General features: G+C 67.6%; 12 protein-coding genes. 6 read left to right on the top strand and 6 right to left on the bottom strand.

Annotation, left to right across the window (positions count from 1 at the left end):
- Nucleotides 1-68 precede the first annotated feature (68 nt).
- The 4 genes from AB0L57_RS13735 to AB0L57_RS13720 form a co-directional block, all read right to left on the bottom strand.
- Complete coding sequence (locus AB0L57_RS13735; RefSeq protein ID WP_364961141.1) at nucleotides 69-1,448, bottom strand: HAMP domain-containing sensor histidine kinase; 1,380 nt, start codon at nucleotides 1,446-1,448, stop codon at nucleotides 69-71.
- Nucleotides 1,449-1,470: 22 nt separating this feature from the next.
- Entirely contained in the window at nucleotides 1,471-2,184 is a 714-nt protein-coding gene (locus AB0L57_RS13730) for a response regulator transcription factor (RefSeq protein ID WP_364961377.1), read from the bottom strand.
- Between the two features lie 73 nt (nucleotides 2,185-2,257).
- Nucleotides 2,258-2,653 (bottom strand): hemophore-related protein, encoded by a 396-nt coding sequence (locus tag AB0L57_RS13725; protein WP_364961139.1) that lies wholly within the window; start codon nucleotides 2,651-2,653, stop codon nucleotides 2,258-2,260.
- A gap of 109 nt (nucleotides 2,654-2,762) precedes the next feature.
- Nucleotides 2,763-4,841, bottom strand: a complete 2,079-nt coding sequence (locus AB0L57_RS13720; protein WP_364961375.1) for an AMP-binding protein — start codon at nucleotides 4,839-4,841, stop codon at nucleotides 2,763-2,765.
- Between the two features lie 327 nt (nucleotides 4,842-5,168).
- Between AB0L57_RS13720 and AB0L57_RS13715 the strand changes: the two genes are divergently transcribed.
- The 5 genes from AB0L57_RS13715 to AB0L57_RS13695 all read left to right on the top strand — a co-directional run bounded on the left by AB0L57_RS13715 (nucleotide 5,169) and on the right by AB0L57_RS13695 (nucleotide 11,986).
- Entirely contained in the window at nucleotides 5,169-8,924 is a 3,756-nt protein-coding gene (locus AB0L57_RS13715; RefSeq protein ID WP_364961137.1) for an ATP-binding protein, read from the top strand.
- Nucleotides 8,921-9,334: a roadblock/LC7 domain-containing protein gene (locus AB0L57_RS13710; RefSeq protein ID WP_011207200.1), complete on the top strand. Its 414-nt coding sequence runs from the start codon at nucleotides 8,921-8,923 to the stop codon at nucleotides 9,332-9,334. Before AB0L57_RS13715 ends, AB0L57_RS13710 begins: the two co-directional genes overlap by 4 nt.
- Nucleotides 9,335-9,341: 7 nt before the next feature.
- Entirely contained in the window at nucleotides 9,342-9,716 is a 375-nt protein-coding gene (locus tag AB0L57_RS13705) for a DUF742 domain-containing protein (protein WP_227984471.1), read from the top strand.
- Nucleotides 9,697-10,299 (top strand): ATP/GTP-binding protein, encoded by a 603-nt coding sequence (locus AB0L57_RS13700; RefSeq protein WP_025347065.1) that lies wholly within the window; start codon nucleotides 9,697-9,699, stop codon nucleotides 10,297-10,299. Before AB0L57_RS13705 ends, AB0L57_RS13700 begins: the two co-directional genes overlap by 20 nt.
- A gap of 91 nt (nucleotides 10,300-10,390) precedes the next feature.
- Nucleotides 10,391-11,986, top strand: a complete 1,596-nt coding sequence (locus AB0L57_RS13695) for a carboxyl transferase domain-containing protein (protein ID WP_364961135.1) — start codon at nucleotides 10,391-10,393, stop codon at nucleotides 11,984-11,986.
- A gap of 27 nt (nucleotides 11,987-12,013) precedes the next feature.
- Here AB0L57_RS13695 and AB0L57_RS13690 read toward each other — a convergent pair whose 3' ends face one another.
- A complete protein-coding gene (locus AB0L57_RS13690) occupies nucleotides 12,014-12,457 on the bottom strand; it encodes a hypothetical protein (RefSeq protein ID WP_364961133.1) in 444 nt (147 codons plus the stop codon).
- Between the two features lie 380 nt (nucleotides 12,458-12,837).
- Here AB0L57_RS13690 and AB0L57_RS13685 point away from each other — a divergent pair, with 380 nt between their 5' ends.
- A complete protein-coding gene (locus AB0L57_RS13685) occupies nucleotides 12,838-13,692 on the top strand; it encodes an aldo/keto reductase (RefSeq protein WP_364961131.1) in 855 nt (284 codons plus the stop codon).
- Nucleotides 13,693-13,701: 9 nt separating this feature from the next.
- On the opposite strand, the gene AB0L57_RS13680 is transcribed toward AB0L57_RS13685, so the two are convergent.
- Nucleotides 13,702-15,030, bottom strand: coding sequence for an NAD(P)-binding domain-containing protein (locus AB0L57_RS13680; RefSeq protein WP_364961373.1), 1,329 nt, complete (start codon nucleotides 15,028-15,030; stop codon nucleotides 13,702-13,704).

Genomic DNA, 15,030 nt, shown 5'->3' with positions numbered 1-15,030 from the left:
CGACGCTAGCGACGGTGAATACGGTATCGCTGGCGGGAATCTGAGGGTTCTGTGAGGATCGCAGCAGTTCAGGGGATCGGTGGTACGGGACGATCCGGTAGCTCCAGGACCAGCCGCACACCACCGAGCGTACCGTCGTCGAAATAGGCTCGCCCACCATGCAATTGGGCCTGCTGCGCGACCAGGGCCAGTCCCAGACCGGAGCCGCCCTTGTGGGCGTTGGCGCCACGGATGAAACGGTCGAAGACCTGATCGCGTTCGCCGGCCGGAATTCCCGCACCGTTGTCGTCGACGGAGATCACGATCAGCCCGCCGGGCCGCCGATGTGCGGACACCAGGGCCTGGGTGGCGCCGCCGTGGCGCGCGGAATTGGTCAGCGCGTTGTCCACCGCCAGGCGTAAGCCGGTCGGTAGTCCGCGAGTGATCAGCTCCCGATCGGTGTCGATGCGCACAGTCAACTCGGGGAAGTGCCGCATCGCATCGTGCGCGGCGTGGTCGACCAGATCCCCGACATCGGTTTCGACATGGTCGCGTTCGTCGGTGAGCTCACCCGCGGCCAGCCGTTCCAGGGCGGCCAGCGTGGCTTCCACCCGGCCCTGACTGCGATGCAGATCGTCGAGGATCTCGGCACGCTGCTGCTCGTCCAGATCGAGGGTGCGCAGGACCTCGAGATCGGTGCGCATGGCGGTCAGCGGGGTCCGCAGTTCATGCGCCGAGACGGCGGCGAAGTCGCGTGCGGTCTCGAGTGCGGCGGCGGTTTCGGCCTGAGCGTCCTGCACTCGTTCGAGAAGTGAGTTCACCGCGTCGGAAAGTCTTTCGGCCTCCCACACACCCGATCCGTCGACGCCTACCTCGGCCCTGCTGGTCCCGCTGCGTCTGCTCACCTGCCGCGTCAGATCGCGGATGGGGCGGACCGCGCGGCCACCGAAGATCCAGCCCAGCCCGGCCGCGGCGGCGACGGCCAGCCCGGCCGCGAACAGCACCCATCGCCGCTGTGCGGACATGGTGTGATAAGCGTCGGTCAACGGGATCGCGATCGAGACCGTGCGGCCCTCGGGTTGATTGTCGGTGGTGGTGAGGACACGAAACGGGGTGCCCTCCAACGTGACCGTGCGCGATCCCGGTTCCTCGGCCGGGATCCGGACGCTGGTCGAGGCCACGATGTCGCCGTGGTCGCGGACCGTCACGGCCATATCCTTGTTGGGGCTGACCAGCGACAGCACTCCGACCGCGATGATCGGCTGCATCAGCACTATGCGCGAGGCGATGGTCAGTTCCTGATCGGCCTGCGCCAGATTGGTGCGGCCCAATGCCACCACCGACACCCAGCTCAGCACGGCGGTGATGATGATCGCGCCCAGTGCCGCCGCCCCCGCCACCCTGGTGCGCAGCGAATACGACCGGCGCAGGCGGCCGGGCCGGGGGCGCCGAGGCTGAGCGTCGATCATGTGAATTCCCGTATCCGACAGGTCATTTCGGCATCCGAAGCACGAATCCGACGCCGCGAATGGTGTGCAGCAGCCGGGGAGTGCCGTCGGCCTCCAGTTTGCGGCGCAGATAGCCGACGAAGACGTCCACCACATTGGTGTCGGCCGCGAAGTCGTAGCCCCACACCAGCTCCAGCAGCCGCTCCCGGCTCAGGACCACCCCGGCATTGCGGGCCAGTGTGGACAGCAATTCGAATTCTCTTTTGGTGAGCTCGATTTCGTTGCCGTTGAGCAGGGCGCGATAGCCGGCCACATCGATGTGCAAGGGCCCCACGGTGATCGAGCCGGGGGCGGTGGCCGGTGTGGTGTCGGTGCGGCGGCGCAGCAGTGCCCTGATCCGCGCCACCAGCTCCTTCAGGACGAACGGCTTCACCAGATAGTCGTCGGCGCCGGACTCCAGTCCGGCGATGCGATCGTCGACCGAACTGCGTGCGGACAGTACGCAGATGGGCACTTCGTTACCCATCGCGCGCAGCGCCGTCACCACGCCCGCGCCGTCGAGCACCGGCATGTTCATGTCCAGAACGATGGCATCCGGGGACTCCTCTGCGACACTGCGCAGCGCGGCCGCCCCGTCGCGAGCGATGACCACTCGGAACCCGGACAGTCGCAGGCCGCGCTCCACCGAGGACAACACATCTTCGTCGTCGTCGACCACCAGCACCGTCGGAGTCTCGCTGCTCGTCACGGTGTGCAGTGTAATTTGGCCGCGCCGCCGCCGTGGCCTGCACGGCGGCGGCGCGCGATCGGGCGAGTCGTCGTGACGTGGCTCAGTAGTTGTGGCAGGTGTCGGCGACCTGCTGGATCGTCTGGCTCAGACCGGAGGCGCGCGGGTCCTGTTCGGCCTGCTGCGCCTCGTCGGGATGCTGGGCGAGGTATTGCTGGAATTCGGCCTGGCGCTGTTCCACCGGCTGATCGAATTTCGCCTTCAGCTCGGCCTTCTGGTCGGGGTTGGAGTCGAGGATCGAGGCCAGCTGCGGTGCCTGATCGTGCAGGGCGGCATCGACCTGGGCGAAGCTGCAGCTCGAATTCAGCAGTGGCCCAACCAGTCCGGTCGGATCCGCGGAGGCGGTGGTGGGAACGAGCAGGGCGGCCCCGGCGGCGAGGCCCGCCACGGTCAGGGCGGCTCCGGTGATCCGGCGGCTCATCGGACGAATTCGCATCATTCTCTCTCCCTGTGCATCGGCACGTGCGTTCGGGCACCGTATCGCCGGAGTCTGGGACGGCTGTGAACCGATCCTGAGAACATCATGAGCGCAGCGGAGCAGTGCCCGCTCAGGAGCCGATACTCGAACCGTCCGGCGTCGCCGTGTTCTCGGAGGTGGGATCGGTTCCGGCCAGCAACTGGTCCTCGAGGGCGATCAGCACGGCGGGATCCTCGATCGTCGCCGGCATCTCCCAGCTTTCGCCGGCGGCGATCTGGCGCATCGTGCGGCGCAGGATCTTGCCGGAGCGGGTCTTCGGTAGCGCGCGCACCACGGTCACGTCGTGCAGTGTCGCGATGGCACCGATCTGCTCGCGGACCCGGGCGACGAGCTGGGTGCGCAGTTCCGCCGGTTCGATGTCCACCCCGGTCTTGAGGACGACGTAGGCGATCGGCCGCTGACCCTTGAGCTCGTCCGGGACTCCGATCACCGCGGTCTCGGCGATCGCCGGATGACGGGATATCGCCGCTTCGATACCGCCCGCCGAGAGCCGGTGCCCGGCCATGTTGATCACGTCGTCGCTGCGGCCCAGGACGTAGAGGTAGCCGTCCTCGTCGAAATATCCGGAGTCACCGGTCAGGTAGTGACCGGGGTAGCCCGATAGATAGGACCGCGCGAAGCGATCGTCGGCGCGCCACAGACCGGTCAGCGATCCCGGTGGCAACGGCAGGCCGATCACGATGTTGCCCTCCGAGCCCGCCGTGACGGCATCGCCCTCGTAGTCCAGCACCCGCAGCCGGTAACCCGGCACCGGTACCGAGGCCGAACCCGGTTTGATCGGCAACTCCTGCAGTCCGAGCGGGTTCGCGCAGACCGGCCAGCCCGTTTCGGTCTGCCACCAGTGATCGACCACGGGGCAGTCCGGTAGTCCGGCGAGGACGGTCTCGCGGGTCCAGTCGTAAGTGGCGGGATCGAGGCGTTCGCCGGCGCAGAAGAGCGCCCGTAACGAGGACAGATCGTGGCGCCGCGAGAGGGCGGCATCGGGATCGGCGCGCCGGATCGCGCGCAGGGCGGTGGGCGCGGTGAACATGACGTGCACCCCGTACTGCTCGACCAGCCGCCAGTAGGTGCCCGAATCCGGCGTACCGATCGGTTTGCCCTCGAACAGGATCGTGGTGGCGCCGACCAGCAGCGGGGCGTAGACGATATAGGAATGGCCGACCACCCAGCCGATATCGGAGGTGGTCAGCATGACCTGCCCGCCGGCCACGTCGTAGATGTTGCGCATCGACCAGGCGAGCGCCACGGCGTGGCCGCCGTTGTCGCGGACCACGCCCTTGGGCTTACCCGTGGTCCCCGAGGTGTAGAGGATGTAGAGCGGATCGGTCGCGGCCACCGATACCGGATCGGCGGGTTCGGCGTCGCGCACCATGTCCTCCCAGTCCAGCCAGCGTGCGGCGATCGTCGCGGCGGAATCGGGCAGGGTGTCGGTGGCCGGCTGGGGCGGGGAGAACCGAATGGTGGGGAAGCCCTCGCGCTGTTTGACGACGACCGTGCGCGGTGCGGCGGTCTGTACCTGGTCGAGGGCCTGCAGCACGATCGGCGGATATTCCAGGCGCTTGCCGGGTTCCAGGCCGCCGGACGCGGTCACGATGAGTACCGGTTCCGCGTCGTCGATGCGGGCGGCGAGTTCGTGGGCGGCGAAACCGCCGAAGACCACCGAGTGGACGGCTCCGATCCGCGCGCAGGCCAGCATGGCGATCACGGCTTCGGGAATCATCGGCATATATATGACGACGCGGTCACCGGTGCGGACCCCGATCCGGAGCATGGCCCCCGCGAACTGCGCGACTTCGGCCAGGAGTTCGGCGTAGGTGTAGACGCGTGTGGCGCCCGTCATAGCGGAGTCGTATATTAGTGCGGGCTGGTCGGCTCGGCCGCCCGTTTTTTCGGAATTGACCGCTTCGGCGGTGGCCCCGGTATCGTCGATTGTCGAGTCCGGTTCCACTGTGAGATCGAGCACATGGCGATCGAGGGCGTTGTAGGAGGTGTTGAGGCGAGCATCGGGAAACCACCGTGCCGTCGGCCGCGCCGTGGTGTCGAGGATCTGAGTGGGCGCAACGTCCCAGCTGATCGCTTCGGCCGCGCTGCGCCAGAAGTCCGATGGGTCGACCAGGCTGGTCTGGTAGGTGGGCCGGTACTCCTGCATCGCGTTCAACCGTACGACTCCCTGCCTCGCCTCGATACCCGCCTCGATAGATCTGCCTGATTGTGGCAGACTTCACGCGACGTCCGGGCGGCCGCCGCGACCTTTGAGTTTGGCTGGAACAGCCAGGTCAACGGCTGATGGTTACCGAAAGGTCGCACAAGAAGTTATTGATCCGTTAGAATCGCATGTCACATATTTCGGCCGTCATGGACGCAATTTATCGGCCAGCCGCAGTTCCCGGCCCGTTCTGCTTATCGAGCCGCGCGTGCGATCGTGGAGGCTTGCTGTCGGCGCGTGGCTGGGGCCAGTTTGGAAAGTGAGTTGGAGATGCGTGACGCCGCTAGGCCCGTTGGGAGGCGCTGGGCGCTCGGCAACTGGGACCTGCGCTGGAAGGTTACGGCTGTGCTGGCCGTGCCACTGCTCGTCGCAGTGGTGCTCGGTGCTTCCAGGATCGCGTCGGAGTTCAGTGACTCGAGTCAGCTGAATCAGTCCGTCGACCATGTCGAGGCGATTCCGGCCGTCACCGGTCTGAGCGGTGCCTCGGCGACGGTCGCCGGTGAGCAGATGGCGGCGATCAGCCCCACCCAATCGCTGGTGCAGGACGCCGATCTGACCAAACTGGACGGTGCCATCCAGACCGCGAAGAAGGCCGCCGGCAAGCTCGACGGCGTGCCCGGCGCGCGCGATGCGCTCGAGCAGATGCTCGTCGGCGCGCAAGCGGTCCGAGACCAGGGTGCCAAGCCCTCGCCGATCATCGCGGACGCGATCAATCAAGAAGAGTCGATCCGGCAGAACAGCGTCCGCACGGTCGAGGAGATCGTGTCCCAGGTCTCCGATCCCGGTGTCGAGAACGCCAAGCTGCGCCTCGTCGACGCGCTGAACACCCGCGCGGTGGAGGTTTCCCAGGTCGCCGCGGCCGCCAAGTTCCTCACCGGTGATCCCAAAGAGGGCCTGCACGAGTTCCAGATCGCGGCCAACACCGAGAAGTACATGCTCGGCCTGCTGGCCAAGCGCTTGCCCGACGGCGATCCCACGATCGCCGAACTGAACAGCCTGCTGGACAAGCGGATCGAGATGACCAGCGGCCCGGAGGCCGAGGTCGGCCAGCTGCCCATTCTCGATATCCGGCAGTCGCTGATGGACAGCCTCGCCGGATACACCAAGATCGTCAACGCCTCCACCGGGGATATCACCAAGCAGGTCGATGACCTGGCCGGTAGCGCGCGCGCCGGTGCCATCCAGTACGCGGTCATCGTCGTGTTGACGATCCTGGCCGCCTTGATCTTCGCCGTTCTGGTGGCCCGGGCGATGATCGTCCCGCTGCGTAAACTGCGCCTGGCCGCGCTGCGCGTCGCCGAGCACGACCTCGGTTACGAGGTCTCGCGACTGCGCGACGGCGCCAGCCCCGAGGATGTGCCGCTCGAACCGATGCCGGTGCACACCGAGGAAGAGGTCGGTCAGCTCGCTCGCGCGGTCGACGACATCCACGGTCAGGCCCTGCGCCTGGCGGCCGATCAGGCCGCGATGCGTACCCAGGTCAACGATATGTTCGAGACCCTGGCGCGGCGGTCGAAGTCGCTGGTCGACCATCAGCTCTCGCTCATCGAGGCGATGGAGTACGACGAGAAGGACCCACGTCTGCTGGAGAACCTCTTCCGGCTGGACCACCTCGCCGCCCGTATGCGCCGAAACGGCGACAACCTGCTGATTCTGGCCGGTACCAGGCAGCGGCGCAGCAAGTCCGCACCGGTCGAGATCGCCGACGTGCTGCGTGCGGCCATCTCCGAGGTCGAGGACTACGAGCGTGTGAAGCTGGGCGCCACACCGCGTGGTGCCGTCACCGAACCGGCCGCATCCGACCTCGCGCACCTGTTCGCCGAGCTGCTCGACAACGCGCTGCGGGCCTCGCCGCCGGAGACCGACGTCAAGTTCACCTTCGCCCAGGCCCACGATCAGGGTCTGCTCATCGAGGTCGCCGACCGCGGTATCGGTATGCCGCCGGCGGAAATGGCCGCGATCAACAAGCGGCTGGAGTCGGCCGCCGAGGTCGGCGCGGACACCGCACGTCACATGGGTCTGTTCGTGGTCGGCCGGCTCGCCGAGCGGCACGGCCTCAATGTGCGGCTGCGCTCGACCTTCGACACCGCCCGTGATCCGGGTGTCACCGTCACCGTGCACGTACCCAAGGCGATCATCGTCGCCCCCTCGGGTGGAACGGTTTCGGTGCCGGAGCAGTCCGGTGAGCAGGCGGCACTGTCGGCACAGCGTCCGGCGCCGGCGCCGTCCGCACCGTCCTCGATGCAGATGCGCGGGGTCACCCGGACGCCGAGCGGCAACATGATGGTCACCGTGGATCCGGGGGTGAGCGGACCGATACCGGTGTCGCCGCCCGCGGATTCGAGTGACGACCGCACGGTGCGCGCCAATGGCACCGCGAACGGTTCGGCCTCCGGTGGCCTGCCGCAACGTCAGCCGGGTGCCGCGGTACCGGGCGGACTGCCGCAGCGCCAGCCCGGTACGAACGGCCCGTCCACGCGGCATCCGCTGGCCGATGCCGAACCCGGGCAGCGTGGCGATGCCACCGCCCGGATGTCGGAATCGGGTATGTCGGGGCTGCCCCAGCGTGAACCGGGCGCCAACGGACCGCAGGCGCCGACGGCGCAGCCGACCACGAGTCTGCCGCAGCGCGGTGGATCGACGCCGCCGGCGCCGACCTCGGGCCTGGCAGCCAACATGCTCAAGCGCCAGCCGGGTGCGGCTGGCCAGCCACAGCGTCCGGGCCGCCCGACCGGCCTGCCACAGCGGCCGCCGAGCGGCAGCGGGCTGCCGCAGCGTGATTCCGGATCGCGCGTGCCTCCGCGTGAGCCGGGAGGCGGTCTGCCGCAGCGCGGTGGATCGGGCCTGCCGCAGCGTGGCGCGGGATCGGCCGGTGGCGACGAACAGTCCGCACCGAAACCGCCCGCCCGTGAGCTCGGTGCCAACGGTCTGCCGCAGCGCACGCCGGGAACCAACGGCGCACCGTCGAGGGACGCTGGTCTGCCGCAGCGCGAGTCCGCGAGCGGCGGTCTGCCCCAGCGGGAGTCGTCGAACGGTAACGGCCTGCCGCAGCGTGGTGACGCCACCACCCGGATGCCCGACGCGGGTAGCGGGGGTCTGCCGCAGCGCATGCCGGGAGCCAACAGCGTGCCCGGACGTGACTCCGGCGTCACCGGGCTGCAACGTGACTCCGGCACCGGGCTGCCGCAGCGTGGTTCCGGAAATGGTCTGCCGCAGCGTGATTCGGGCGGTGCCCTGCCGCAGCGGGATTCGGACAGCGGCTTGCCGCGGCGCGACGCGGGCAGCAGTCTGAGTAGCCTGAGTGGTCTGCCACAGCGGGATTCGGGCAGCAGCCCGAGTGGCCCGAGTGGCCCGAGTGGTCTGCCGCAGCGGGAATCGGCGGACGGTGTGCCGCCGCGGGATTCCGGCAACGGTGGTCTGCCGCAGCGCGGTTCGGCCGCGGGCGGGCTGCCCCAGCGTCGGCCCGGTGCGGATCTGCCGCCGCGTCCGGAACCCACACCGGGGCTCAGCTTGCCGGGGCGCGCTGCCGCCCAGGACGAAAGCTCCACGGAAGAGGCGAACTCGGGGGCCGTCGGCGGTGACGGTCGTGAACGCGGTCGCCACAGCTACCGGTCCAACACGGAGAAAACAGCCTCCTTCTTCCAGACCCGGCTGCAGCCCGCAGCCGAAGCCGGCCCGTCGGAAGGAGGGAGCCCGATTTTCGCCGAGATGATGTCGGCGTGGCTCTCGGATCCGAATCCGGACCGGTCCCAAGTCGCCGCCGCCTTCGAATCCCCAGGTGACGAAGGTTGGCAGGCTGCCCGGCGGGCGGTGGAGGTCTCGTCGGAGAAACGGACGTCGGCCGGATTGCCTCAGCGCGATCCGGGTAACCGATTGGTTCCCGGTGGTGTCACCGGAAGGGCTGATCGGACGGCGAGCCGCGACCCAGAGTCGATCAGGTCAAGTCTGAGTCGTCACCAGCAGGGCGTCCGGGATGGCCGCGCAATGGGAGCAATGAACCTAACCGGAGATAAAGGAGACCGATGAACCCCGATCTAGGTGGTACGAACCGTCAGCTGGATTGGCTGGTTTCGAACTTCGCCAACGAGGTCCCGGGCGTCGCTCATGCCGTGCTGGTTTCGGCGGACGGCCTGCTGATGGCCGCGAGCGCTCAATTGCCCGTCGACCGTGCCGAGCAGCTGTCGGCCGTGACCGCAGGTTTGGCCAGCCTCTCAGTCGGCGTCTCGAACCTGTTCGAAGGCGGCACCGTGCTGCAGTCGGTGGTCGAGATGGAACACGGCTACCTACTGCTCATGGCAGTCGGTGACGGTTCCTATCTGGCCGTACTGACCAATACTTCCTGCGACATCGGCCAGGTGGGCTACGAAATGGCACTACTGGTCGAGCGGGTGGGCCAGACAGTCCAGGCCACACCTCGCGTCACGATGGGTTCCTGATAGTGGGATGGACATAGACAACCAGCACGTGGGGAGCGCCGAGCCCAGCCTCGTCCGGCCGTACTCGCTGACGGCCGGACGTACCCGGCCGACGGTCGAGTTGGCTTTGGAGGCGCTTGTCGCATCGCATCCGGTCGCTTTCGAGCGGCAGTTCGAACTGACCAATATCGAGACGTCAATCGTGGAGTTGTGCCGAGAATCGCCCTCAGTTGCGGAACTGGCCGCCCGACTGGGTATTCCGATCGGGGTGGCTCGAGTGCTCGTGGCCGACCTCATCGAGGCGGGACATGTGCGAGTTTCGGCGACATTGAAAGACGATTCGAGCGACGATGAACGTCGCGAGCTGATCGAAAGGGTTCTCAGTGGACTCCGGCGTATTTGATTCGACGGCCCAGGTCGATACCCGTAGCGCCAAACCGACTTCCGCGAAGATCGTGGTCGCCGGTGGATTCGGCGTGGGTAAGACGACTCTGGTCGGTGCCGTATCGGAGATCGTTCCGCTACGCACCGAGGCCTTGGTGACCAACGCCAGTGTGGGCGTGGACAGCCTGGCAGCCGTGCCGACTAAGGCCACCACCACGGTGGCCATGGACTTCGGCAGGATCAGCCTCGCCGATGATTTGGTGCTTTATCTGTTCGGCACCCCCGGCCAGTACCGATTCTGGTTCATGTGGGACGACCTGATTCGCGGCGCCATCGGGGCGGTAGTGCTGATCGACACCAGACGGCTCGAAGACAGCTTCGCTGCCGTCGACTACTTCGAGGCTCGTGGGCTGCCGTTCCTGGTGGCCATCAACGAGTTCGACGACGCACCGCGGTATCCCCTGGAGGACATCCGCCAGGCGCTGGCCGTTCCGGCGGACGTGCCGATCATGTCGATCGACGCACGCCGGCGCGAGCCGGTGAAGCAGGCGCTGGTCTCGGTCACCGAGTACGCGTTGCGCAAGGTGGTCCAGGGCTACTGAGTCGCCGATGACCGGCCGCATGCGTGGCGGTCGCGTCGGTGAACGATGCCACGGCAGCGGTCGCGGGGGCTGACGTGGTTACGCTCGGAGCGTGAAGATCTCCGCGCGTGAGTTTTTCGACGGTGTGCTCGATCCCGGTTCGTATCACAGCTGGGATCGAGAACCGATCGAGATCGCCGTCTCGCTGCAGTACCGTTCGGAACTGGCCGCTGCCGCCGAACGCGGTGGCACCGACGAATCGGTGCTGACCGGCGAGGGGCTGTTGCGCGGCCGGCGGGTCGCGATCATCGCGTGTGAATTCGGTTTTCTCGCCGGCTCCATCGGTGTGGCGGCCGCCGAGCGAATCGTCACCGTCATCGAGCGGGCCACATCGGCGGGCCTGCCGCTGCTGGCCTCGCCCACCTCCGGCGGTACCCGTATGCAGGAGGGCACGATTGCCTTCGTGCAGATGGTGAAGATCGCCGGTGCGGTCGCCGCGCACAAGTCGGCAGGCCATCCCTATCTGGTGTATCTGCGCAATCCGACCATGGGCGGGGTGTTCGCGTCCTGGGGTTCGCTGGGGCACATGACCTTTGCCGAACCGGGGGCGCTGATCGGCTTCCTCGGTCCGCGCGTGTACGAGGCCCTCTACGACCGGCCGTTCCCGGAGGGGGTGCAGGTCGCCGAGAATCTGTATCGCAACGGAGTCATCGACGGGGTCGTTCCGGTGCGGGTGTTCCGGCGGATCGCGCACCGGGTGCTGAATGTGACGGTTTCGGCTGCGCGCCGGGAAGTTTCACTCGCCGGCGAATCGGCGGGAAGTGAGCGTGCGGCCGTGGAGTCGATATCCGCTGTGATTCAATCGGATTCGGCCGTCACGAACGGTCCGGGGCCGGGGTCGGTCGATGAAACCGGCTCCGCTGACGCCGATTCCCGGTCGGACGCGGCCTGGCGGTCGGTCCGCATCTCCCGTGATCCCACTCGTCCCGGTATCCGCGAGCTACTTCGGCAGGTCACCGATCGCGTGCCACTCAGCGGCACGGGCCAGGGCGAATCCGATCGCACGGTGGTGCACGCTCTGGCTCGGTTGCGTGGCGAACCGTGTGTGGTGTTCGGCCACGATCGCTCAGGCCGGAACAGTGAGAACACCATGGGTCCGGCCGCATTGCGCGAGGCTCGCCGCAGCATGCATCTGGCCGCGGAGCTGCGTCTGCCGCTGGTTCTGGTGATCGACACCGCCGGTGCGGCCCTGTCGAAGGAGGCGGAGGAACGCGGCCTCGCCCCCGAAATCGCGCGCTGTCTGGCCGATCTCGTCACCTTGGACACCCCGACGGTGTCGGTGCTGCTGGGTCAGGGCAGCGGCGGCGGGGCACTGGCGCTGTTGCCCGCGGATCGAGTCCTGGCCGCCACGCACGGCTGGCTGGCTCCGCTGCCACCCGAGGGAGCCAGCGCCATCGTGTTCCGGGATACCGATCATGCTCCCGAACTGGCTGCGGCTCAACGCATCCGGTCCGCGGACCTGCTGGCCGACGGTGTGGTCGATCGTGTCGTCCCGGAGTATCCCGATGCGGCGGTGGAACCGATCGATTTCGCGCGGCGCATGGTCGCCGTCATCGCGGCGGAACTGTCCGCGCTACGTGCGGAGCCGGTCGAATCCCTGCGGGCCGACCGTCGCCACCGCTATCGGCGGCTGGGACTTCCGGGGTGAACGAGGGCGCCCGTCCACGATCCCGAATCAGGGGACGTACAGATACCACTCCGTGAACGGTCCCTGTATCGGCCAGGTATCGGCCATGATTTTGGCCGGTCCCATTCCGATCCACAGATCCACCGTCACCGTCGCGCCCGGTGCGGCGTCGGTGCGTACATACACATCCTGGTGCCGAGCCCCGGCCGAACCCACCCAGCCGAACATCACGTGATTACCGCACGGTCCCCGCTGATATCCCAACGGGGTGACATGTGCGAGGACATGACCCGGCATGCCGGGGGCGGCTTCCACCCCCACCGCGATGGTTCCCGTGCAGAAATTCGCGTCACCGAAGGTGTACAAGGTCGTTCCGAACGGCGCCCACTGCGGCAGCGGATCGGCCTGTGCCGCGGTCGCCCCCATTCCGAAGCACAGCACTCCGGCCACTGCCGATACCAGGAATCTCGCTATCGTCCGCCGCATCGTCATCTGCTGACGTCCTTCCCGCACAACGCCCCCGCGGGCATCCACTCTGCCGTCCAGTAGACGACACTATCGAATCCGTTTGACCGACAGCTGCTTACGTTTCTCGTGGCTGGAAAGCGCGTTGCTGCGGGCATCGCGAGCTGTGCCCGGCCGCAGACCTCGTCGTGGATGTCGCGAGCGGACACCGTCTGGCCGGTGGTGATCATCTCGGCGGCTCCGGATGGAAGTCCTGCTCGGCGCCTGTCGCTACCCTGCGGGCAATGGGGGGCAACGGCCGTCCGAATGGCAACGAGCGCAGCTCGGGCCTGGTGGGAGACGGTTGGGCGCGAACACGCCTCACCTCGTCGTTGACGCTTCGGCCCAGCGCTTCTACCGTCGGAACGGTGACCTTTCGCAGCGAGAGCGGCCCAGTCCCGTCGGTGATCCTGAATGACGGTCATCTGATTCCTCGGTTGGGGTTCGGGGTGTTCCAGGTACCGGAGGGACAGACCTTCGAGGCTGTGACCTCGGCGTTGGCGGCGGGGTATCGCAGTATCGATACCGCGGCGGCCTACGGGAACGAGGCCGAGGTGGGGCGGGCCATCGCCGAGTCCGGGTTGCCCCGGGACGAGGTGTTCGTCACCACCAAGTTGTGGAACGCCGATCAGGGGTACGACTCGACGCTGCGGGCGTTCGACGCCAGCATGGCGAAGCTCGGGCTCGACCATCTGGATCTCTATCTGATCCACTGGCCGGTCGCGACGGCCGACCGTTACGTCGATACCTTCCGCGCATTCCAGACATTGAAGGCACAGGGGCGGATCGGGTCCATCGGTGTCTCGAACTTCCAGCCCGAACATCTGAAGCGGGTGATCGGTGAGACCGGTGAGGTGCCGGTGGTCAATCAGATCGAGCTGCATCCGGCGCTGGCGCAGACGACACTGCGCACATTCCATGCGGAGAACGGCATCGCCACCGAGGCCTGGAGCCCGCTGGGGCAGGGCCAGGAGCTGAAGGATCCCACGGTCGGCGCCATCGCCGCGCAGATCGGCCGCACACCCGCGCAGGTGCTCATCCGCTGGCATCTGCAGCTGGGCAACATCGTGATTCCGAAGTCGGTGCACGCCGACCGGATCCGGGAGAACTTCGATGTCTTCGGATTCGAACTGGACGCCGATCAGATGACGACGATCAACGCGCTCGATACCGGAACCCGGGTGGGGCCCGATCCCGATACGTTCGCGGTCGGCCTGGACTGACCTGGTCGTCTAGCTCCTGGCGGGCGGGGAGTGTCCCAGCCCGAGATGGCGCGTGAGCTCGACCGCGGCCGCACGGCCCGCGCGGTTGGCGCCGATGGTGCTCGCCGAGGGGCCGTATCCGATCAGGTGGATGCGCGGATCGGCGGCGACCTGGGTGGCGAGGCGACCGGTCATGGTGATCCCGCCGCCGGGGCCGCGCAGGCGCAGCGGTGCCAGGTGGTCGAGGGCGCTGCGGAAACCGGTCGCCCACAGGATCACCTGGGCAGGCCGGAAGGTGCCGTCGGACCAGCGCACGCCGTCGGGTTCGATGCGGTCGAAGATCGGATGCCAGGTCAGCACGCCACGGGCACGGGCGGCACGGATCCGGTCGTCGACCGGCAGTCCGGTGACCGACACCACCGATCGCGGCGGCAGACCGCGTCGCACCCGATCCTCGACCAACGCGACCGCGCGCCGGCCGGCATCGGGATCGAACGGGCCCTCGCGCCAGCCCGGTTCGGTCCGCGACACCCATGTCGTGCTGGTGACCTGGGAAATCTCATCCAGTAGCTGGACAGCGGAGATACCCGCGCCCACGACCACGACGTGTTTGCCGGCGAATTCGGCGGCGCTGCGGTAGTCGTGGGCGTGCAACTGCCGCCCGGCGAAGGTCTCCGCGCCCGGGTAGTACGGGATGAACGGCTTCTCCCAGGTGCCGGTCGCGTTGATCAGCCCGCGGGTGCGCAGTGTCGTGTCGCTCGTCACGTCGTCGGACGGTGCGCGCTCGGTGAATTCACCCGATCCACTCGGTGCCAGGTCCGCCGGATGCGTGCCGGGCTCCGGAGCCGTTGCCTCGGGGCGCTCCACCGGTACGGAAGCCGTTGTTGCCGAAGGCTTTTCGCCGCCTTCGGCCTCGACGTGCAGCAGGCCGTCCACCTGGCCGTCCGGACACGTTGCGCTGGTGGCCCGGTCGCACACCACCCGGACCGAAACCGGGCGCTGAACCCGCAGGTCGAACTGCTTTTCGTACAGTCCGAAATAGTGTGGCACCGCGGTCGCGGCCGAGACCGAATCCGAACCGGGTGGCAGGGTTTCGGTGAACGACATACCCGGCAGGTCGTGAACCCGGTTCACGGTACTCAAAGTCAGTGAGGGCCAGCGGAATTGCCAGGCACCGCCGGGGCCGGGGGAATGGTCGACGATGACGAAATCGCGTTCGGGTCGCAGACCGAGCCGGCGCAGGTGATAGCCGACCGACAGACCGGCCTGGCCGGCGCCGATCACCACTATCTCGAAATCGGGTGCGGTCACCGCCGTCACAGTACGCGTCGGGTGCGCTGCGGCAACCGCGCGACGCAT

The organism is Nocardia sp. NPDC052254, assembly GCF_040679495.1.
Classification (GTDB): Bacteria; Actinomycetota; Actinomycetes; order Mycobacteriales; family Mycobacteriaceae; genus Nocardia.
Note: the sequence above shows the minus strand (reverse complement) of the source record. Positions and strands in the feature narration are given on the sequence as shown.

Coding starts and splice junctions, on each gene's coding strand:
- AB0L57_RS13735 (WP_364961141.1), bottom strand. CDS start 1,448: ATGATCGACGCTCAGCCTCGGCGCCCCCGGCCCGGCCGCCTGCGCCGG.
- AB0L57_RS13725 (WP_364961139.1), bottom strand. CDS start 2,653: ATGATGCGAATTCGTCCGATGAGCCGCCGGATCACCGGAGCCGCCCTG.
- AB0L57_RS13720 (WP_364961375.1), bottom strand. CDS start 4,841: ATGCAGGAGTACCGGCCCACCTACCAGACCAGCCTGGTCGACCCATCG.
- AB0L57_RS13715 (WP_364961137.1), top strand. CDS start 5,169: ATGCGTGACGCCGCTAGGCCCGTTGGGAGGCGCTGGGCGCTCGGCAAC.
- AB0L57_RS13710 (WP_011207200.1), top strand. CDS start 8,921: ATGAACCCCGATCTAGGTGGTACGAACCGTCAGCTGGATTGGCTGGTT.
- AB0L57_RS13705 (WP_227984471.1), top strand. CDS start 9,342: ATGGACATAGACAACCAGCACGTGGGGAGCGCCGAGCCCAGCCTCGTC.
- AB0L57_RS13690 (WP_364961133.1), bottom strand. CDS start 12,457: ATGACGATGCGGCGGACGATAGCGAGATTCCTGGTATCGGCAGTGGCC.
- AB0L57_RS13680 (WP_364961373.1), bottom strand. CDS start 15,030: ATGCGTCGCGCGGTTGCCGCAGCGCACCCGACGCGTACTGTGACGGCG.